The organism is Streptomyces chilikensis (genome assembly GCF_001642695.1).
Lineage (GTDB): Bacteria > Actinomycetota > Actinomycetes > Streptomycetales > Streptomycetaceae > Streptomyces > Streptomyces chilikensis.
On record NZ_LWCC02000005.1, the window covers coordinates 893,146 to 911,938 of the forward strand.

At 74.0% G+C, this 18,793-nt stretch carries 18 protein-coding genes and 1 pseudogene; 2 read left to right on the plus strand and 17 right to left on the minus strand.

From position 1 onward, the window contains the following. Positions 1 to 428: 428 nt before the first annotated feature. From A2U95_RS04070 to A2U95_RS04105, 8 genes are all read right to left on the minus strand, one after another. Complete coding sequence (locus tag A2U95_RS04070) at positions 429 to 821, minus strand: VOC family protein (RefSeq protein WP_166020855.1); 393 nt, start codon at positions 819 to 821, stop codon at positions 429 to 431. Then, complete coding sequence (locus A2U95_RS04075; protein WP_166020856.1) at positions 818 to 1,120, minus strand: ArsR/SmtB family transcription factor; 303 nt, start codon at positions 1,118 to 1,120, stop codon at positions 818 to 820. Before A2U95_RS04075 ends, A2U95_RS04070 begins: the two co-directional genes overlap by 4 nt. Positions 1,121 to 1,215: 95 nt before the next feature. Next, positions 1,216 to 1,884, minus strand: a complete 669-nt coding sequence (gene recX, locus A2U95_RS04080) for a recombination regulator RecX (RefSeq protein WP_166020857.1) — start codon at positions 1,882 to 1,884, stop codon at positions 1,216 to 1,218. A 3-nt stretch (positions 1,885 to 1,887) separates the two neighbouring features. Beyond that, positions 1,888 to 3,015: a recombinase RecA gene (gene recA / locus A2U95_RS04085; RefSeq protein WP_166020858.1), complete on the minus strand. Its 1,128-nt coding sequence runs from the start codon at positions 3,013 to 3,015 to the stop codon at positions 1,888 to 1,890. A 214-nt stretch (positions 3,016 to 3,229) separates the two neighbouring features. Then, the gene (locus tag A2U95_RS04090; RefSeq protein WP_206282942.1) at positions 3,230 to 4,357 is read right to left on the minus strand and encodes an AI-2E family transporter; all 1,128 of its coding nucleotides are present in this window, start codon (positions 4,355 to 4,357) and stop codon (positions 3,230 to 3,232) included. A 231-nt stretch (positions 4,358 to 4,588) separates the two neighbouring features. Further along, entirely contained in the window at positions 4,589 to 4,783 is a 195-nt protein-coding gene (locus tag A2U95_RS04095; protein WP_166020860.1) for a DUF3046 domain-containing protein, read from the minus strand. Positions 4,784 to 4,806: 23 nt separating this feature from the next. Beyond that, entirely contained in the window at positions 4,807 to 5,112 is a 306-nt protein-coding gene (locus tag A2U95_RS04100) for an AzlD domain-containing protein (protein ID WP_166020861.1), read from the minus strand. Beyond that, positions 5,109 to 5,879, minus strand: a complete 771-nt coding sequence (locus A2U95_RS04105) for an AzlC family ABC transporter permease (protein ID WP_166020862.1) — start codon at positions 5,877 to 5,879, stop codon at positions 5,109 to 5,111. Before A2U95_RS04105 ends, A2U95_RS04100 begins: the two co-directional genes overlap by 4 nt. 97 nt (positions 5,880 to 5,976) lie before the next feature. On the opposite strand from A2U95_RS04105, the gene A2U95_RS04110 reads away from it, so the two are divergent. Continuing rightward, positions 5,977 to 10,803: an ATP-dependent helicase gene (locus A2U95_RS04110; protein WP_166020863.1), complete on the plus strand. Its 4,827-nt coding sequence runs from the start codon at positions 5,977 to 5,979 to the stop codon at positions 10,801 to 10,803. A 311-nt stretch (positions 10,804 to 11,114) separates the two neighbouring features. Continuing rightward, positions 11,115 to 11,924, plus strand: coding sequence for an Fpg/Nei family DNA glycosylase (locus A2U95_RS04115; protein WP_166020864.1), 810 nt, complete (start codon positions 11,115 to 11,117; stop codon positions 11,922 to 11,924). A gap of 84 nt (positions 11,925 to 12,008) precedes the next feature. On the opposite strand, the gene A2U95_RS04120 is transcribed toward A2U95_RS04115, so the two are convergent. The 9 genes and pseudogenes from A2U95_RS04120 to A2U95_RS04160 all read right to left on the minus strand — a co-directional run bounded on the left by A2U95_RS04120 (position 12,009) and on the right by A2U95_RS04160 (position 18,732). Further along, entirely contained in the window at positions 12,009 to 12,239 is a 231-nt protein-coding gene (locus A2U95_RS04120; protein WP_166020865.1) for a hypothetical protein, read from the minus strand. A gap of 84 nt (positions 12,240 to 12,323) precedes the next feature. After that, a complete protein-coding gene (locus A2U95_RS04125; RefSeq protein ID WP_166020866.1) occupies positions 12,324 to 12,794 on the minus strand; it encodes a Dps family protein in 471 nt (156 codons plus the stop codon). Positions 12,795 to 12,946: 152 nt separating this feature from the next. Further along, a complete protein-coding gene (locus A2U95_RS04130) occupies positions 12,947 to 13,324 on the minus strand; it encodes a helix-turn-helix domain-containing protein (protein WP_166020867.1) in 378 nt (125 codons plus the stop codon). A gap of 109 nt (positions 13,325 to 13,433) precedes the next feature. After that, positions 13,434 to 14,003: a CinA family protein gene (locus tag A2U95_RS04135; protein WP_166020868.1), complete on the minus strand. Its 570-nt coding sequence runs from the start codon at positions 14,001 to 14,003 to the stop codon at positions 13,434 to 13,436. Then, on the minus strand, positions 14,000 to 14,662 hold the full coding sequence (pgsA, locus tag A2U95_RS04140; protein ID WP_240957416.1) for a CDP-diacylglycerol--glycerol-3-phosphate 3-phosphatidyltransferase: 663 nt from the start codon (positions 14,660 to 14,662) through the stop codon (positions 14,000 to 14,002). Before pgsA ends, A2U95_RS04135 begins: the two co-directional genes overlap by 4 nt. Positions 14,663 to 14,712: 50 nt before the next feature. Next, a complete protein-coding gene (gene rimO, locus A2U95_RS04145; RefSeq protein ID WP_166020870.1) occupies positions 14,713 to 16,221 on the minus strand; it encodes a 30S ribosomal protein S12 methylthiotransferase RimO in 1,509 nt (502 codons plus the stop codon). Between the two features lie 103 nt (positions 16,222 to 16,324). Further along, positions 16,325 to 16,987, minus strand: a pseudogene (locus tag A2U95_RS04150) (helix-turn-helix domain-containing protein); the annotation flags it as partial. Positions 16,988 to 17,092: 105 nt separating this feature from the next. Then, positions 17,093 to 18,262 (minus strand): zinc-dependent alcohol dehydrogenase, encoded by a 1,170-nt coding sequence (locus A2U95_RS04155; RefSeq protein WP_166020871.1) that lies wholly within the window; start codon positions 18,260 to 18,262, stop codon positions 17,093 to 17,095. Next, a complete protein-coding gene (locus tag A2U95_RS04160) occupies positions 18,259 to 18,732 on the minus strand; it encodes a hypothetical protein (RefSeq protein WP_166020872.1) in 474 nt (157 codons plus the stop codon). Before A2U95_RS04160 ends, A2U95_RS04155 begins: the two co-directional genes overlap by 4 nt. Positions 18,733 to 18,793 lie beyond the last annotated feature (61 nt).

Here is an 18,793-nt window from a genome sequence, read left to right on the forward strand (position 1 = left end):
CGCGCGGGGGCGCGTTCCTGACCGGTGCCGGCCTCGTGCGGCCGGCCGCGGCCCGCGGGGCGCTCCCTCCCGGGACGCCCGTGCCCGCGATCGCCCCGACCGGGCCGGTCGCACCCGGCCGCTCCGTACGCACCGGCTCCGGCGTGCCCGCCGCCGGCGGGCGTTCGCGCGCTGCCGCCATGGCCGGGGCGATGCCTCCGGACAGCGTGCCGGGTCCCGTGCACGAGCGGTGGCCGCGCGTCCTCGCCGGTTGTGGCGCCGAGGCGTCGCGGCTGCCGGCGGCAGCTTCGCACCGGGCCGTCGGATCCGCGCCGCCCCGCTCGCCGCACCGCCGGCCCCGGGCGCGCACCCGCCGGGCAGCGCTCCGACGCCCCGCCGGTGATCCGCGCGGTGGCCCGGGGCCGGTGCGGGGACGAAGGGCCGCGCTCCTACCGCGGCTCGGTGGCGATCTGGATCAGGTTGCCGCAGGTGTCGTCGAAGACGGCGGTGGTGACGGGGCCCATCTCCAGGGGCTCCTGGGTGAAGCGGACGCCGTGCCCCCGCAGGCGCTCGTACTCCGCCCTCACGTCCTCGACGGCGAACTGGGCGAGCGGGATGCCGTCCTCGACGAGCGCGTCGCGGTAGGCCCTGGCGGCAGGGTGGCCGGCGGGTTCGAGGAGGAGTTCCGTGCCGCCGGGCTCGTCGGGGGAGACGACGGTCAGCCACCGGTCCGTGCCCCCGACCGGGACGTCGTGCTTCTTCACGAAGCCGAGGACCTGGGTGTAGAAGTGTTCGGCCTTGGCCTGGTCGTCCACGAAGACGCTGGTGAGGTGGATCTTCATGAGCTGTTCTCCTCTGGGCCGGAGGTGTCGCGCACGAGCCACCGTGCGGTGATCTGCCGTAGCGGAGCCGTGTTCAGGTCATGGAACTTGTAGCGGCCTTCCCGCCTGGTCTCGACGAGCCCCGCGGCCTCCAGCACGGCGAGGTGCTGGGAGACGGCCTGGCGTGAGATGCCGAGCTGGTGCTTCATGCTCAGCCGGGAGCAGATTTCGAACAGCGTCTGACCGGACTTCTCCGCGAGCTCGTCGAGAATGGTGCGACGGGTGGAGTCGGCCAGGGCTTTGAACAGGTCGTCGGCCACACCCCCACCATAGGCAAGTAACCACTTGCCTATCAACCGGGCGTGCGGCGCCGGTCCGCGGTGCCCCGCATCGGGCCGCGCCCGCGCCGCGCGCGTCAGTAGGCGTCGTCCCCCGTGAGCCCGGGGAACTCCTCGGGCTCGATGTCCTGGCCCTCCGCCTCGAGCGCCTCGCGGACCACCCTGAGCGCCATGCCCTCCGGGTAGCCCTTGCGGGCCAGCATCCCCGCGAGGCGGCGCATGCGCTTGTCGCGGTCGAGCCCCCGGGTGGAGCGCAGTTTCCGCTCGACCAGGTCGCGGGCCGTCGCCTCCTCCTGGTCGCTGTCGAGCTGGGAGACCGCCTCCTCGATGAGGGAGGTGTCCACGCCCTTGGTCCGCAGCTCGCGGGCGAGGGCGCGCCGGGCCAGGCCCCGGCCGTGGTGCCGGGACTCCACCCAGGCGTCGGCGAAGGCGCCGTCGTCGATCAGGCCCACCTCTTCGAACCGGGTGAGCACCTCGTCGGCGACCTCGTCCGGGATCTCCCGCTTGCGCAGGGCGTCGGCAAGCTGCTTGCGGGTCCGCGGGGACCCGGTGAGCAGGCGCAGGCAGATGCCCCGCGCCCGCTCGGCCGGATCCCCGCGGTCACCGTCGTGAGCGATGCGATCGACCTGCTCGCCGCGCGTCCCGCGGCTCTCGCGACTGCCGCGACCGGAGCGACGGTCCGGACCGGGGGGACCGGCCTCGTCGCCGGGGCCGGACTCCCCGGCCCATTCGGTTCGGCGCGTCACGGATCAGCCCTTGGCCGCCGCGGCCTTGGCCTTGGTGGCCCGGGTGGCGGGGGCCGGGACGGCCTTGGCGGCGTCCGCGCCCTCACCGTCGGCCGACTCGGTGGCGGCGGCGGTCGCGGCCGCCTCCTCCTCCGTCGGCTTGATGACGCCGAGCTTGGTCTTGATCTTCCGCTCGATCTCCTCCGCCAGGGCGGGGTTGTCCTTGAGGAAGTTGCGGGCGTTCTCCTTGCCTTGGCCGAGCTGGTCGCCCTCGTACGTGTACCAGGCGCCGGCCTTGCGGACGAAGCCGTGCTCCACGCCCATGTCGATCAGGCCGCCCTCGCGGCTGATGCCCTGGCCGTAGAGGATGTCGAACTCCGCCTGCTTGAACGGCGGGGCCACCTTGTTCTTGACCACCTTGCAGCGGGTGCGGTTGCCGACCGCGTCCGTGCCGTCCTTCAGGGTCTCGATGCGGCGGATGTCGATGCGCACCGAGGCGTAGAACTTCAGCGCCCGGCCACCGGTCGTGGTCTCCGGGGAGCCGAACATCACGCCGATCTTCTCGCGGAGCTGGTTGATGAAGATGGCCGTGGTCTTGGACTGGTTGAGCGCGCTGGTGATCTTCCGCAGCGCCTGGCTCATCAGGCGGGCCTGCAGACCCACGTGGCTGTCGCCCATCTCGCCCTCGATCTCCGCGCGCGGGACCAGCGCCGCGACGGAGTCGATGACGATCAGGTCGAGCGCGCCGGAGCGGACCAGCATGTCCACGATCTCCAGCGCCTGCTCGCCGTTGTCCGGCTGCGAGAGGATCAGGTTGTCCACGTCCACGCCGAGCTTGCGCGCGTACTCGGGGTCGAGGGCGTGCTCCGCGTCCACGAACGCGACCTGGCCGCCGGCCTTCTGCGCGTTGGCCACGGCGTGCAGGGTCAGCGTGGTCTTGCCGGAGGACTCCGGGCCGTAGATCTCCACCACCCGGCCGCGCGGCAGACCGCCGACGCCGAGCGCCACGTCCAGGGCGGTCGAGCCGGTCGGGATGACCTCGATGGCCTCCTGGGTGCGGTCACCCATGCGCATGACCGCGCCCTTGCCGAATTGCCGTTCAATCTGCGCGAGGGCTGTCTCCAGCGCCTTCTCGCGGTCGGTTCCTGCCATGGGTTCCACCCGGTTTGCTTGAGTCGATCGCTTCACGTCAAAAACGCTAACGCCTGCCACTGACAACGTGCCCCGACGCCCGTCCACCCTGTGGAAAACTCGAGGGCATCCCTCCTCAAACCGTACATAAGTACCTTTGTGAGGCGGATGCCCGGGCACCACCGGCGACCCCATGAGAACGGCTGTTCGATTTTTGTGTCAAATCACGCCGGGTTCACGACCGGGAACTACGCCAGAGCCGCCGGGCCCGGCGGAACAGCCCCCGGGCGGCCGCGTCCGCCGCTCCCCGCCGGTGACCGTGCACCCGCGGATCGTCCGTCACGTCGTACCGCTTCACATAGGCGCCGAGGAACGCCTGGAGGGTGGCGACGGCCGGGATCGCGATGAGCGCGCCCACCGCGCCCAGCAGCGCGGTCCCGGCGATCACCGAGCCGAAGGCGACCGCGGGGTGGATATCCACCGTCCGCGCGGTCAGCTTGGGCTGCAGCAGGTAGTTCTCGAACTGCTGGTACACCACCACGAAGATCAGCACCCACAGCGCGTACCACGGGTTGACGGTGAAGGCGATCAGCATCGGCAGCGCACCCGCCAGGTAGGTGCCGATGGTGGGGATGAACTGCGACACCACTCCCACCCAGACCGCCAGCACCGGCGCGTAGGGCACGTCGAGGAACTGCAGCAGCACGTAGTGGGCCAGGCCCGAGATCAACGCCATCAGGCCGCGCGAGTAGATGTAGCCGCCGGTCTTGTCGACCGCGATCTCCCAGGCCCGCAGCACCTCCGCCTGCTTGGCCGGCGGCAGCACCGAGCAGAGGGCGCGCCGCAGCCGGGGCCCGTCCGCGGCGAAGTAGAACGAGAACAGCGCGACGGTCAGCAGCTGGAACAGGCCGCCGAGGACCTGCGCCGACACGTCCAGCACCCCGCTGGCGCTGTTCTCCACGTAGTTGCGCAGCCAGTCCGAGCTGAGCAGGCTCTCCTGGATGTCCACCCGGCGCAGCTCGGTGTCGAAGTGGTCGTTGATCCAGTTGATCACCGAGTCCAGGTAGGCCGGGAAGCCGTCGATGATCCGCACGATCTGGTCGGCGAGCATCGAGCTCATCAGGGTGACGATGCCGGCCGCCCCGGCCACCGCGCCGAGGAACACCAGGAACGCGGCGACGCCGCGCCGTATGCCGCGGGACGCCATCCAGCTGACCGCGGGCTCGATGGCCAGCGCCAGAAAGAAGGCGATCAGCACGTTGATCAGCAGACCGGTCAGCCGGTGGAAGGCCCAGCTCCCCAGCTGGAACACGGCGACCAGCGAGAGGGCGAGCACCATGGCGCGCGGCAGCCAGCCCGGCATCCGGGCGGCGGGGGACGACGCGCCCGCGGCGGCCGCCGCCTCCGCCGCCGTCACCTCGCTGGCGCCCCGCGGCACGTGCGTGGGGGGCGGCACCGCGTCCCGCCGCGCCGGCGCCGCTTCGCCGCCGGCGGCCGGTGCCGCGTCCCGCTCCCCGTCGTTCTCTGTCCCCTCAGGCCCTGTCACAGGTCAAGTCTCGCCCACCTCGAGAGGGTTCGGCCGCCTTCCCGCGGTTCACCGCCGCTCGGGCGGGACGTTCATGGCGGTACAGACCGCCCGCCACACGTCCTTCGCCTCCCAGCCGGCGTCCAGCGCCTGGTGGACGGTCCGGCCGCCGAGTTCCGTCATCACATGGTCGCGCGCGAAGGAGTCGGCGTACCCGGGACCGAAGTGATCCGCCATCCGCTGCCAGAAGACCGTCAACCGCATGTGTCCAGTATCCGCCCCGGACGTCAGAGCAGTGCGCGGACCCCGGCCGTCACGGCCACCGCGACGCCGACCACCACGAGGAACGGCGCCCGCAGCGCCAGGGCCACCCCCGCGGCGCCCACGCCCAGCACCCTGGCGTCGAGCACCAGCTCGCGCCCGTCGCCGAAGGTCTGCTGCGCCGTCAGCGCCGCCAGCAACGCCACCGGAAGCAGCGCCGCCAGCCGCCGCACCAGCGGCCGCTCCAGCACGGAGCCCGGCACCAGCAGCCCCGCGAGCTTCACGGCGTAGCACCCGACCGCCGTCACCCCGATCGCGATCCAGACGTTCACCGCTGCTCCTCCTCGTTCCCGCGGCTCTCGGACCGGCGCACGCGGCCGGAGTCCCGCCGCCCCCGCACGTACAGCACGGCCGGCGCCGCCAGCGCCGCCACCAGCACCGGCACCCCCGCCGGCAGCACCGGCAGCAGGCCCAGGCCGAGGACCACCGCGAGCGCGGCGGTCGCCCGTTCCACGGTGCCGCGCAGCATCGGCGCCAGCAGGGCCAGGAAGACGGCCGGCCCCGCGGCGTCCAGCCCCCACGCCTCGGTGTCGCCGATCGCCTCCGCGCCGAGCGCGCCGAGCAGCGTGGTCAGGTTCCACAGCAGGTAGAGGGTGACGCCGGTGACGGTGAAGCCGATCCTCGCGGCCCGCCGCGTCGGCTGCGCCAGGGCCACCGCCGTGGTCTCGTCGATCACCCACTGGGCCGCCGCCGGCCGCACCGGCCCGCGCAGCGCCAGCAGCTGTGACAGCCGCAGCCCGTAGAAGGCGTTCCGGATCCCCAGGAAGAAGGCCCCGGCCGCCGCCGTGAACGGGTTGCCGCCGGCGGCCAGCGCGCCCACCAGGGCGAACTGCGAGGCGCCGGTGAAGATGAGGAGGCTGGTCATGCACGTCTGCAGCAGGGTGAGCCCGGCGCCCGCGGAGGTCACTCCGAAGGCGAAGCCGGACAGTCCCACGGCGACGCCCACCCCGAGGGCGTCGCGGACCACCGCCGCGTCGGGCTTGCCGCCGCCGGTGTCCCCGGGCTCGGGCCGTTCCGTATGTGCTGTCTCGTGTGCCACGCCCGCAGCCTAGGCAGGTGTGCCGCGAGCGGGCCGATCTGTTCGATATTCGGGCAGGCGGGCGGCGACTGTCGGTGCCGAGGTGCACGATGGTTCCATGGCCGGCACCCCCCACCCCGCCCTGGCGGGCTTCTCCCCCGCGACCCGCGGCTGGTTCACGGGCGCCTTCGCCGCGCCCACCTCCGCCCAGGCCGGCGCCTGGCAGGCCATCGGCGAGGGGTCCGACGTGCTGGTGGTGGCGCCCACCGGCTCCGGCAAGACCCTGGCCGCCTTCCTCGCCGCCCTGGACCAGCTGACGTCCACGCCGCCGCCCGCCGAGCCGAAGAAGCGCTGCCGGGTGCTCTACGTGTCGCCGCTGAAGGCCCTGGCGGTGGACGTGGAGCGCAACCTGCGCAGCCCGCTGACCGGCATCCGCCAGGAGGCCGTCCGTCTCGGTCTGCCCGAGCCCGAGGTCCGGGTGGGCATCCGTTCGGGTGACACTCCCGCCGCCGAGCGCCGGTCGCTGGCCAACCGGCCGCCGGACATCCTGATCACCACCCCCGAGTCCCTCTTCCTGATGCTGACCTCCGCCACCCGGGAGGCCCTGACCGGCGTCGAGACGGTGATCCTCGACGAGGTGCACGCGGTGGCCGGCACCAAGCGCGGCGCCCACCTGGCCCTCTCCCTGGAGCGGCTGGACGAGCTGCTGCCCCGCCCGGCCCGCCGGATCGGCCTGTCGGCCACGGTCCGTCCGGTCGACGAGGTGGCCCGCTACCTGTCGCCGCAGCGCCGGGTGGAGATCGTGCAGCCGCCGTCCGGGAAGGAGTTCGACCTGTCGGTCGTCGTTCCCGTGGAGGACATGGGCGAGCTGGGCGGCTCCCCCGCCTCGGACGCCGGCAAGGACGGCGAGCGGCCGTCGATCTGGCCCTCCGTCGAGGAGCGCATCGCGGACCTGGTGCAGTCGCACCGCTCGACCATCGTCTTCGCCAACTCCCGCCGCCTGGCGGAGCGCCTGTGCAACCGGCTCAACGAGATCGCCCACGAGCGCGCCACCGGGGAGCCGCTGCCCGAGCAGCACTCCCCGGCCGAGCTGATGGGGGGATCCGGCGCGGCCCAGGGCGCTCCCCCGGTGATCGCGCGGGCGCACCACGGCTCGGTCTCCAAGGAGCAGCGCGCCCAGGTCGAGGAGGACCTGAAGGCGGGCCGCCTGCCCGCCGTGGTCGCCACCTCCAGCCTGGAACTGGGCATCGACATGGGCGCCGTGGACCTGGTCGTCCAGGTCGAGTCACCCCCGTCGGTCGCCTCCGGCCTGCAGCGCGTGGGCCGCGCCGGCCACCAGGTGGGCGCGGTCTCCACGGGTGTGGTGTTCCCCAAGTACCGCGGCGACCTGGTGCAGGCCGCCGTGGTGACGGAGCGCATGCGCACCGGCGCGATCGAGTCGCTGCGCGTGCCCGCCAATCCGCTGGACGTGCTGGCGCAGCAGATCGTGGCGATGACCGCGGTGGACGGCTGGCAGGTGGACGAGTTGCTGGCGGTGGTCCGCCGGGCCGCGCCGTTCGCCTCGCTGCCGGAGTCGGCGTTCACCGGCGTCCTCGACATGCTGGCCGGCCGCTACCCCTCCGACGCCTTCGCCGAGCTGCGGCCCCGCCTGGTGTGGGACCGGGTGACCGGCACGGTCACCGGACGGCCCGGCGCCCAGCGGCTGGCCGTCACCTCGGGCGGCACCATCCCCGACCGCGGACTGTTCGGCGTGTTCCTGGCGGGCTCCGACCCGAAGAAGGGCGGCGGCCGGGTCGGCGAGCTCGACGAGGAGATGGTCTACGAGTCCCGTGTGGGCGACGTGTTCACGCTGGGCACCAGTTCCTGGCGGATCGAGGACATCACCCGGGACCGGGTGCTGGTCTCCCCCGCGCCGGGCGTGCCGGGACGGCTGCCGTTCTGGAAGGGCGACCAGCTCGGCCGCCCGCTCGAACTGGGCCGCGCGGTCGGCGCGTTCCTCCGCGAGGTCGGCTCGCTCTCCGAGGAGGACGCCCGGCTGCGGCTGCTCGCCGCGGGCCTGGACGCCTGGGCGGCGGACAACGTCATCGCCTACCTCACCGAGCAGCGCCAGGCCTGCGGCCACGTCCCGGACGACCGCACCATCGTGGTGGAGCGCTTCCGCGACGAGCTCGGCGACTGGCGGGTCGTCGTCCACTCCCCCTTCGGCGCGCAGGTGCACGCCCCCTGGGCGCTCGCCCTGTCCGCCCGCCTGGCCGAGCGGTACGGCATGGACGCCCAGGTGATGCACGCCGACGACGGCATCGTGCTGCGCCTGCCGGACGCGGACCTGATGGGGCTGGACCTCATGGACCAGGAGCCCTCGCGGGCGGGGACGGAGTACGACGGCGAGAAGGCGCCGGTGGGTGCGGCCGACGTCGCCTTCGACAAGGGCGAGGTCTCCCAGCTGGTCACCGACCAGGTGGGCGGCTCCGCGCTGTTCGCCTCCCGGTTCCGAGAGTGCGCGGCGCGCGCCCTGCTGCTGCCCCGCCGCAACCCCGGCAGGCGCACGCCGCTGTGGCAGCAGCGCCAGCGGGCGTCCCAGCTGCTGCAGGTGGCGAGCGAGTTCGGCTCCTTCCCGATCGTGCTCGAGGCGATCCGGGAGTGTCTGCAGGACGTGTTCGACGTGCCCGGCCTGACCGAGCTGATGGGCGACATCGAGTCCCGCAGGGTCCGCCTGGTCGAGGTGACCACTCCCGAGCCCTCGCCGTTCGCCCGCTCCCTGCTCTTCGGTTACGTCGCCCAGTTCCTCTACGAGGGCGACTCCCCGCTCGCCGAGCGCCGGGCCGCGGCGCTGTCCCTGGACTCCCGGCTGCTGGCCGAACTGCTCGGCCAGGCCGAGCTGCGCGAACTGCTCGACGCGGAGGTGCTCACCGAGCTGGAGCGGGAGCTGCAGTGGCTCACCGAGGACCGCCGGGTGAAGGACGCGGAGGGTGTGGCCGACCTCCTGCGGCTGCTGGGCCCGCTCACCGAGGCGGAGCTGGCCGAGCGGGGCGCCGAACCGGGCTGGGCCGGGGAGCTGGCCTCCGCCCGCCGCGCGATCAGCGTACGGATCGCGGGCACCGGCCACTGGGCCGCGGTCGAGGACGCGGGCCGGCTGCGCGACGCCCTGGGGACGGCCCTGCCGGTGGGCGTCCCCGAGGCGTTCACCGAGCCCGTCAAGGACCCGTTGGGTGACCTGCTCGCCCGCTACGCCCGCACCCACGGCCCCTTCACCTCGGCCGTCGTCGCCGCCCGCTTCGGGCTGGGCGTCGCCGTCACCGAGGGCGCCCTGCGCCGTCTGGCGGCGGGCGGCCGGGTGGTCGAGGGCGAGTTCCACCCGGCGGGCATCGGCCAGGAGTGGTGCGACGCCACGGTCCTGCGGCGGTTGCGGCGCCGCTCGTTGGCCGCGCTGCGCGAGGAGCTCGAGCCGGCGCCGCCCGCGGCCCTCGCCCAGTTCCTCCCGCAGTGGCAGCACATCGGCAGGGGGCACGCCCTGCGTGGCGTCGACGGCCTGGTGCGGGCGGTCGAGCAGCTGCAAGGGGCCTCGGTGCCCGCCTCGGCGCTGGAGAAGCTCGTCCTGCCGTCCCGCGTCGTCGGCTACACCCCGGCGATGCTCGACGAGCTGACGGCGGCGGGCGAGGTGGTCTGGGCGGGCGCCGGCTCGCTGCCCGGCAAGGACGGCTGGGTCTCCCTCTACCTCGCCGACACCGCACCCCTGCTGCTGCCGCCCGCGCACCCGCTGGAACTCACCGCCCTGCACGAGTCGGTGCTGGCGTCCCTCTCGGGGGGCTACGGCCTGTTCTTCCGGCAGATCGCCGACCAGGTCCGGGCCACCACCCATCCGGACGCCGGCGATCCGGAGCTCGCCGACGCGCTGTGGGACCTGGCGTGGTCGGGCCGGCTCACCAACGACACCCTGGGACCGATGCGTTCCCTGCTCGGCTCGGGGCGGACGGCGGGTTCCACCGCCCACCGCGCCAAGCGGGCGGTGCCGCGCGGCCGGTACGGCGGCCTCACCGCCTCGGCCCGCCGCCCCGCCTCGCGCTCCGGTCCGCCGACGGTGGCCGGCCGCTGGTCGCTGCTGCCCGAGCGGGAGGGCGAACCCACGGTCCGGGCCACCGCCCTCGCCCGCGCGCTGCTGGACCGGCACGGCGTGGTGACCAGGGGCGCGGTCGGCGCGGAAGGGGTCGAGGGCGGCTTCTCCGCCGTCTACCGGGTGCTGGCGGCCCTGGAGGAGACCGGCCAGGCCCGGCGCGGCTACGTGGTGGAAGGGCTGGGCGCCGCCCAGTTCGCGATGGAGGGCGCCGTCGACCGCCTGCGCGCCACCGCCAACGCCCGGGAGCGGGGTGAGGCGGTCCAGCCCGCCGCCGACCCGTGGAGCGGCACGGTGCCCGGGGGCGGTGGAAGCGGCGGGGATGGCGGGAGCGGCTTCCCCGAGCCCTGGGGCCCCGCGCCGATCGCAAACCCGTCCGGCGGGCCCGGGCGGTACGGGGGCCGCCCCTCCGACCGGCCCGGCGGCCGACGCGACGCGGGCGGCTCCCGCGCCGTGGTGCTGGCCGCGGCGGACCCCGCCAACGCCTACGGCGCGGCCCTCGGCTGGCCCGAGCCGCCGGGCGGCGCGGGGCACAAGCCGGGCCGCAAGGCGGGCTCCCTGGTGGTCCTGGTCGACGGTGAGCTGGTGCTCTACATGGAGCGCGGCGGCAAGACGCTCCTGGCCTGGCCCGCGGAGCCGGATCTCCCCGCCGACCGCGACCCCCGGCTGCGGGAGGCCGCCGACGCGCTCGCCGAGGCCGCCCGTTCCGGCTCGCTGGGCACGGTCACCGTCGAGCGGATCAACGGCGAACCGGCGCTGGGCGCACCGCTCGGCCCGTCCCTGGAGGAGGCCGGCTTCGTCGCCACGCCGCGGGGCCTGCGCATGCGGGCCTGACGGCGGACCGGGTCCGGGCGGCACCTCGGCAGGCCCGCGCCCGGTCACACCGCCTCGGCACCGTTCAGCCCCACCGCCTCGCACCGCCCGACCCCACCGCGCGCCGTCGCGCGCCGCAGCGCACCGCAGCGCACCGCAGCGCACCGCAGCGCACCGAGGCCCCCTGCCCCACGGCACGCCGCGGCGCCACACCGCCGTGAGGGGCGCGCCTCCCCGGCGCGGCCTCGCGCCGCACGCACCGGGCGCCCTCCTCAAGGCGCGCGCCCGGACCGCCCCGCCTTGGGACGCTCCCGCTGGGGCACCCTTGAGGCATGCCCGAAGGCGACACCGTATGGCTCACCGCGAAGCGGCTGCACGAGGCGCTCGCGGGCCGGGTGCTGACCCGCAGCGACCTGCGGGTGCCCCGGTTCGCCACCTCCGACCTGACCGGACGCGGCGTGCTGGAGGTCGTCCCCCGCGGCAAGCACCTGATGACCCGGCTGGAGGGCGGCCTCACCCTCCACTCGCACCTGCGGATGGACGGCGCGTGGAAGATCCTCCCGGGCGGCGGTCCCGGGGTCCGGCTGCCCGGGCCGCAGCACCAGATCCGTGCCGTGCTGGGCACCGCCGAGAACACCGCGGTCGGCTACCGGCTGCCGGTGCTCGAGCTGATGCGGACCGCCGAGGAGGACCGCGCGGTGGGGCACCTGGGGCCGGATCTGCTGGGGCCCGACTGGGATCCGGAGCGGGCCCTCGCCCGTCTCGCCCGCGACCCGGAGCGCCCGCTCGGCGAGGCCCTGCTGGACCAGCGGAACCTGGCCGGCATCGGCAATGTGTACAAGTGCGAGCTGTGCTTCCTGCTCGGGGTGACGCCCTGGCTGCCGTTCGGGCTGCTGCCCGCGGACCGGGCGGCGGCGCTGCCGGGGACGGCGCGGCGGCTGCTGGTGGCCAACCGGGAGCGGTCCCAGCGCCGTACGACGGGGCCGGCGGTGCCGCCGGGGCGCCCGGCGGGGCAGAACCTCTACGTCTACGGCCGCGCGTCGCGGCCGTGCCTGCGCTGCGGCACGCCCGTGCGCGTCGCCGACCAGGACGACCGCCCGACGTACTGGTGCCCGGCCTGCCAGGCGGGGCCGACGGCGTAGCGCAGGGGCACTGCCGGCGCCCCCGCCGCACGGCGCCCCTCCCCACCGCCCGGCACCCGCTCCACCCCACCGCGGCAGGAGCCGTCACCCGTCCTCCGCCCGGCGTCCCCGCAGGGCCCGCACCCACCGCCCCGTGGCGACGACCACCCCCGTCGCCCGCTCCTTGGCGACACAGTGCACCGGCAGCAGGCTGATGCTCCACCCGGCGATCACCACGCCCGCCTCGACCGCCCCGAAGGCCCGTGGGGCGAGGGCGAGCCGGAGCGCCGCCCACCACCACAGCAAGCACAACGCCACTCTCACCGCCGCGCCCATGACGTACCTCCCGCTCCGCCCGCGCGGCCGTGCCCCGGCACCGGCGAGCCCGGCGATCCGGCCGTCACCGCCCGGACCGGAGGCCTACCCGTTCTCCGCCTGGAACATCCAGTGGTGCTTCTCCAGGTCGGCGGTGATCCCGATCAGCAGGTCCTGCGTGATCGGATCCGGCTTCTCCGTCGCCTCGACCCTGGCCCGCATCCGCCCGATGACCGCTCCCAGCGCGTCCACCATGGTCCGCACCGCGTCGCCGTCCTTGATCCATCCCTCGGACACCGTCGAGACGCCGGACCCGGAGGCCACCGTGGCCGCTCGCCCGTCCGGCGGGACTCCCAGCGCGGAGGCCCGCTCGGCCACCGAGTCGGAGTGCGCCCGGGCACTGGTCACCACGTCGTCGAGCTGGAGGTGCAGCGACCGGAACCGGGGGCCGACCACGTTCCAGTGGACCTGTTTGGCGACCAGCGACAGGTCCACCAGGTCGACCAGCGCGCCCTGCAGCGCTCCCGCGACCACCTTGAGGTCCTCGTCCGGCAAAGGGCTCTTGACGACGTACATGGGATGCTCCTCGTCAGCCGACGTGTCCCTCCACCATGACCGCACCCCGACGACACGGCAAACGGGGCGTATCCGCACGTCGTGCGCATACGCCCCGCTGTTCGCCGTTCGTTCCGGCCGTTTCCCGTCCGGTCGCCCCAGGACCGCCCGGGTCAGGCGGCGACCACGCCGACGGCCTCTGCGGGCGCCTTGATGGTGACCCGCTCCGGGGAGACGCCCGTCACGGAGACGGAACCCAGCATTGGGCGCACCGGGGCCGGTACGGAGGAGTCGGTGGAGGCGGCGGACCGGGCCAGTTCGGCGAGGGCGAGCTCGTCGCTCACTTCCCGCATGAGTTCGGACATCCGCACATCCAGCGCGTCGCAGATGGCGGCGAGCAGTTCGGAGGACGCCTCCTTCTGCCCGCGCTCGACCTCGGACAGATAGCCGAGCGAGACCCGGGCGGACGAAGAGACCTCGCGCAGAGTGCGGCCCTGGCGCTGCCGCTGCCGACGCAGCACGTCACCCAGCAGGCGACGGAGCAGAATCATCGGTGGCTCCCTCCTCGGACCGCGTAGCCGCATCCTTCTCGCCCCACCGTACCGCCTCGCGCCGCGGCCGTGCGGGGAGCGATGTCGTGTTCACTCAGGGCTGCAAACATCAGATCCCCCCGTTCTGTTCCGTATCCTGTGCCCGCTCGTTTCCTTGCTGTTGATCCGCCTGCCCCGCTCCTCCGGCGTCGAGGAGCTCTTCCAGGAGCAGTGCGAGTACGCTCCGTACACTCTCCATACGAATTTCCGCCCGTGTGCCGTTCAACCGCAGAGCGCGGACTTTCCCGCCTGCGGAGACATCCTCACCGTCCGTCGCGCCACCGGCGACGGCGACGAAGACGGTGCCGACCGGCTGCCCGTCCTGCGGCTCGGGGCCGGCCACTCCGGTGGTGGCGATCCCCCAGTCGGCGCCCAGCTCGCGCCGCACGCCCTCCGCCATCTGCCGCGCCACCTGCGCGTCGACCGCGCCGTGCTCGGCGAGCAGCCGGTCGTCGACGCCCAGCAGCCGGTGCTTGAGTTCGGTGGCGTAGGCCGTCACCGAACCCACGAACGCCTTCGAGGACCCCGGGACCTCCGTCAGCTCGGCCGCGACCAGTCCTCCCGTGAGCGACTCGGCGACAGCGACGGTCTCCTCACGGTAGGTGAGCATCAGGACGGCCTCGGCGGCCGCGGACGTCATGCCTTGCTCCCCCTCAACGCGGCACGCCGCTCGGCGATTCCCCGCCGCCGCAGCACGATCGCCTGACGGACGTAGTCCAGACCGGTGGCCACGGTGAGCACCACCGCCAGCGCCATCACCCACCACCGCAGGGTGGCCAGGGGGCCGGTCAGCGCCAGGATGTACATGCCGACGGCGATGCCCTGGGTGAGCGTCTTGAGCTTCCCGCCCCGGCTGGCCGGGATCACGCCGTACCTGATGACCAGGAAACGGATCACCGTGACGCCGAGTTCCCGGCCCAGGATGACCGCGGTCACCCACCACGGCACCTCGTCCAGCCAGGACAGGCAGATCAGCGCCGCGCCCATGATCGCCTTGTCGGCGATCGGGTCGGCGATCTTGCCGAAGTCGGTGACCAGGTTGTACGTGCGGGCCAGGTGCCCGTCGAAGAGGTCGGTGAACATCGCCACCGCGAACGCCGCCCAGGCGAAGGACCTCCACGCGGGGTCGTAGCCGCCCTTGGCCATCATCAGCACCACGAAGCCGGGCACCAGGACCAGCCGGAACATGGTCAGCAGGTTGGCCACGTTCCACAGGCTCGCCTCGTTGACCGCGGCAGCCGCGATCTTCCCGCCTCTGGCCGTCGGCCTGGCGCCCAGGGGCTCGACGGGCTCCTCCATCAGGACCTCCGTCTCGGGCGAGGCGCCCGCCGCGGACGCCGGTACGCCGGTCATCCGGTCGCCTCCGCGCTGCCCACCGGGGACGCCGAGGCACCCGGCACCGCACCGCCCAGCGGTTCGGCCACCAGGTCGACGCCCTCGGTCGCGACCACCTTCGCCTCGACGAACTGCCCGGCCCGCAGGCCGGCCGCCCCGGTCAGCCGGACCTGACCGTCGGTCTCCGGCGCCTGGTGCGCCGCTCGCCCGTACACGCCGTCCTCCTCGTCCACCGATTCCACCAGCACCCGGACCGTCTCACCCACGCGCTCCTCGGCGCGCTGGGAGACGAGCTCCTCGGCCAGCCGGGAGACCCGGGCCAGACGCTCGGCGACGACGTCCTCGTCGAGCTTGCCGTCGTACCCGGCGGCCTCGGTGCCCTCCTCGTCCGAGTACCCGAAAACGCCGATGGCGTCGAGACGGGCGTGGTTGAGGAAACGCTCCAGCTCGGCCAGGTCCTCCTCGCTCTCGCCGGGGAAGCCGACGATGAAGTTGGACCGCACACCGGCCTCGGGCGCCTTGGAGCGGATGGTGTCCAGCAGTTCCAGGAAGCGGTCGGTGTCGCCGAAGCGGCGCATGGCGCGCAGCACGGCGGGCGCCGAGTGCTGGAACGAGAGGTCGAAGTACGGCACGACGCCCGGCGTGGACGTCAGCACGTCGATCAGGCCGGGCCGCATCTCGGCGGGCTGGAGGTAGCTGACCCGCACCCGCTCGATGCCGTCGACCTCGGCCAGCTCGGGCAGCAGGGTCTCCAGCAGGCGGATGTCACCCAGGTCCTTGCCGTACGAGGTGTTGTTCTCGGAGACCAGCATGACCTCCTTCACCCCCTGCCCGGCCAGCCAGCGCGTCTCGTTGAGGACGTCGCCGGGGCGGCGGGAGATGAAGGAACCGCGGAAGGACGGGATGGCGCAGAAGGAGCAGCGCCGGTCGCAGCCGGAGGCCAGCTTCACGGAGGCCACCGGGGAGCCGTCCAGCCTGCGCCGCAGCGGGGCCCGGGGGCCGGAGGCCGGGGCCACGCCCTCGGGGAGGTCCGCGGGGGCGGGCGCGGTGTCGGCGCCGTGCCCGGGCAGTGCGACGTCGGTGGCCGCCTGTCGTTCCGCGGGGCTGATGGGCAGCAGCTTGCGCCGGTCCCGCGGGGTGTGGGCGGCGTGGATGCCGCCGGAGAGGATGGTCTGCAGCCGGTCGGAGATGTCGGCGTAGTCGTCGAAGCCGAGGACGCCGTCGGCCTCGGGGAGCGCCTCGGCGAGGTCCTTGCCGTACCGCTCGGCCATGCAGCCCACGGCGACGACGGCCTGGGTCCTGCCGTGGCCCTTGAGGTCGTTGGCCTCGAGGAGGGCGTCGACGGAGTCCTTCTTGGCGGCTTCGACGAAGCCGCAGGTGTTGACGACGGCGACGTCCGCGTCCTCGGCGTTCTCCACGAGGGCCCAGCCGTCCGCCTCCAAGCGGCCTGCGAGCTCCTCCGAGTCCACCTCGTTACGGGCGCAGCCAAGGGTGACGAGTGCGACGGTACGGCGTTCAGGCATGGGCTCTAGACTACTTCGTTCCCTCGGGGTCCCACGCCGACGGGGTTGGCCCGGCCGGACCAACCCCGTGTGCGCGCGCCCCTGCTTCCGCTGTGCGGCGGCCTCATCCGGCGGCCGGGTCGCCCTTGGTGTACGACAGGCGCTCGACCTGGCCGTTCCGGAAGTCGTCCTCGATCTTCTCGCCGTTGACGTGCAGCTCGAGGGCTCCGGCGTTGCCGAGGACCAGGTCGACGCGGGTGTCGTCCTGGAAGGTGCGGGAGTCGCCCTCCTCCAGGACGCCGTCCCACAGGACCCGCCCGCTGGAGTCCTTGGCGGAGATCCAGCTGCGCCCGTCGGGCGCGCCCACCTTCACCACGACCTTGTCGCGCGGCGCGGCGGCGATGGCGCTCTCGGCGGGCTCGGGCGCGGCGGGCTCCCGGGTGGGCTCCTCGGTCACCGAGACGCTGGCCTCGGGGCCCTCGGCGACCTGGGCGCGGTCGGTTCCGTCGCTGTCCCCGCCGAAGGCGGTGAAGCCGGCGAAGCCGACCACGGCGACGATGGCGGTGACCATGGCCGCGGTCCAGTTCGGTCCGCGCCTCTCGGGGCGGATGCGCTCCGCCTCGAAGATCGGCGCCGCCAGGGTGGGCGCGGGGCGCCCGCCGTGCCTCTTGTCGTAGGACGCGATCAGCGGGGCCGGGTCCAGGCCGACCGCCCGCGCCAGGGTCCGGATGTGGCCGCGGGCGTAGACGTCGCCGCCGCACGGGCCGAAGTCGTCCTCCTCGATGGCCCGCCGGGCGGAGCTCGCCGCGGCCGGCTGACCGGCCCTCCGCCCGCCGCCCGGCGGCCCCCGTCGGCGCGGCGGGCCGGGGCCGCCGGGTAAGGGACTGCCGGGTCAGGGGCGGATCACGGCGCGGACGCAGCCGTCCTTCTTGTGCTTGAACAGGTCGTACGCCTTCTCCGCCTCGTCCAGCGCGACGGTGTGCGTCGCCAGGTGCGCCGTGCTCACCTCCCCCGAGGCCACCTTCTCCAGCAGCATCGGGATGTACCGCTGCCCGTGCATCTGGGCGCCCCGCAGGGTCAGGCCCTTGTTGACGATCGCGCCGAGCGGGAACTTGTCGACCAGCCCCGCGAAGACGCCCAGGACGAAGACCGTGCCGCCCTTGCGGCAGGCGTGGACGGCCTGGCGCACCGCCGTGGGCCGGTCGGTCTGCAGCCGCAGCTGCTGCTTGGCCTTGTCGTACAGGTGCATGACGCCGTCGCTGTGCGCCTCCTGCCCGACCGCCTCGATGCACACGTCCGGACCCCGCCCGCCGGTGCGTTCGCGCAGCTCCGCGGCGACGTCGGTGGTGGTGTAGTCGATGACCTCGGACCCGATGTACCGCTCCGTCATGGCCAGCCGCTCAGGGACGCGGTCGATGGAGATCACCCGCTCGGCACCCTTGAGGGCGGCCGCGCGGGCGGCCATCTGCCCGACCGCGCCGCAGCCCCAGACGGCGACCACGTCGCCCGGTTTCACCCCTCCGAGGTCCGCGCCCATCCATCCGGTCGGCACCGAGTCGGAGACGAACAGGGCGCTGACGTCGTCGACGCCCTCGGGGACCGGGAAGGCCCCGTGGTCGGCGAAGGGGACGCGCACGTACTCGGCGTGGCTGCCCCGCAGCCCGCCCATGGCGTGCGAGTAGCCGAAGATGCCGCCGGTCTCGTAGCCGAAGAGCGCCTGGCCGAAGCCCGGGTTGGTGTTGGTGTTGTCGCACAGCGACCACAGGTCGTTGGCGCAGTACCAGCAGCGTCCGCAGCCGACGAAGGAACAGACCACCACCCGGTCGCCCGGCTTGTGGCGGCGCACCCCGCGCCCGGTCTCGACGACCTCGGCGACGAACTCGTGGCCGATGACGTCCCCGGCCCGCATGGCGGGGATGTACCCGCCGATCAGGTGCAGGTCGGAGCCGCAGGTCGTGCCGGCCAGCAGCCGCACGATCATGTCCTGGTCGTTGCGCAGCTCCGGGTCGGGGACCTGCTCCACGGCCAGCTTGTTCACGCCTTCCCAGCAGAGCGCCTTCACAGCACCCCCTCCCCGCCGGCCCTCCGGCCCAGCAGTCCGACCACTTTTCCTCCCGGGGTGCCGCGGGTGGTGGGCGGCGCGTCCGGCTGCATCACCTCGCCGGTCTCCAGCAGGGACTTGGCCTCCCGCAGGGCGACCCGCAGCTCCTGGCGCGGGTCCTGTCCGCCCAGCCGTCCCGGCAGGGAGGTGGCGAGGGCGGAGGGCGGCTCCTTGAGGCGGACCGCCAGCTCGGCGCCGCGGTCACCGGGCGCCGGGCGGACCTCGACGTCGATGCGGTCGGCGTGGCGGTGGAGCGGCGGCGGCAGTTCCCCGCCGGGGCGCACCTCCTCGGGCGGCCGGTTGACGGTGACGGTCAGCCACCGGTTCCCCGGCCGGTCGTCCCCGGCTCCTCCGGCCGCGGGGCCACGGGCCCTGCGCACCGCCGCGACCCCGGCGGCGAGGGCGGGGAGAGCCCACACGATCTTCTTCATCCGGTCCTCCCGGCACATCGGTGGTGTCCGTCCTGTGAACGGTGAGGTACCAGGACGGACC

What these genes read in the sequence shown, in the direction of transcription:
- A2U95_RS04070 (WP_166020855.1), bottom strand. Translation starts at nt 821, where the DNA reads ATGAAGATCCACCTCACCAGCGTCTTCGTGGACGACCAGGCCAAGGCC.
- recA (WP_166020858.1), bottom strand. Translation starts at nt 3,015, where the DNA reads ATGGCAGGAACCGACCGCGAGAAGGCGCTGGAGACAGCCCTCGCGCAG.
- A2U95_RS04090 (WP_206282942.1), bottom strand. Translation starts at nt 4,357, where the DNA reads ATGCCGGGCTGGCTGCCGCGCGCCATGGTGCTCGCCCTCTCGCTGGTC.
- A2U95_RS04095 (WP_166020860.1), bottom strand. Translation starts at nt 4,783, where the DNA reads ATGCGGTTGACGGTCTTCTGGCAGCGGATGGCGGATCACTTCGGTCCC.
- A2U95_RS04110 (WP_166020863.1), top strand. Translation starts at nt 5,977, where the DNA reads ATGGCCGGCACCCCCCACCCCGCCCTGGCGGGCTTCTCCCCCGCGACC.
- A2U95_RS04115 (WP_166020864.1), top strand. Translation starts at nt 11,115, where the DNA reads ATGCCCGAAGGCGACACCGTATGGCTCACCGCGAAGCGGCTGCACGAG.
- A2U95_RS04120 (WP_166020865.1), bottom strand. Translation starts at nt 12,239, where the DNA reads ATGGGCGCGGCGGTGAGAGTGGCGTTGTGCTTGCTGTGGTGGTGGGCG.
- A2U95_RS04125 (WP_166020866.1), bottom strand. Translation starts at nt 12,794, where the DNA reads ATGTACGTCGTCAAGAGCCCTTTGCCGGACGAGGACCTCAAGGTGGTC.
- A2U95_RS04130 (WP_166020867.1), bottom strand. Translation starts at nt 13,324, where the DNA reads ATGATTCTGCTCCGTCGCCTGCTGGGTGACGTGCTGCGTCGGCAGCGG.
- A2U95_RS04135 (WP_166020868.1), bottom strand. Translation starts at nt 14,003, where the DNA reads ATGACGTCCGCGGCCGCCGAGGCCGTCCTGATGCTCACCTACCGTGAG.
- pgsA (WP_240957416.1), bottom strand. Translation starts at nt 14,662, where the DNA reads ATGGAGGAGCCCGTCGAGCCCCTGGGCGCCAGGCCGACGGCCAGAGGC.
- rimO (WP_166020870.1), bottom strand. Translation starts at nt 16,221, where the DNA reads ATGCCTGAACGCCGTACCGTCGCACTCGTCACCCTTGGCTGCGCCCGT.
- A2U95_RS04160 (WP_166020872.1), bottom strand. Translation starts at nt 18,732, where the DNA reads ATGAAGAAGATCGTGTGGGCTCTCCCCGCCCTCGCCGCCGGGGTCGCG.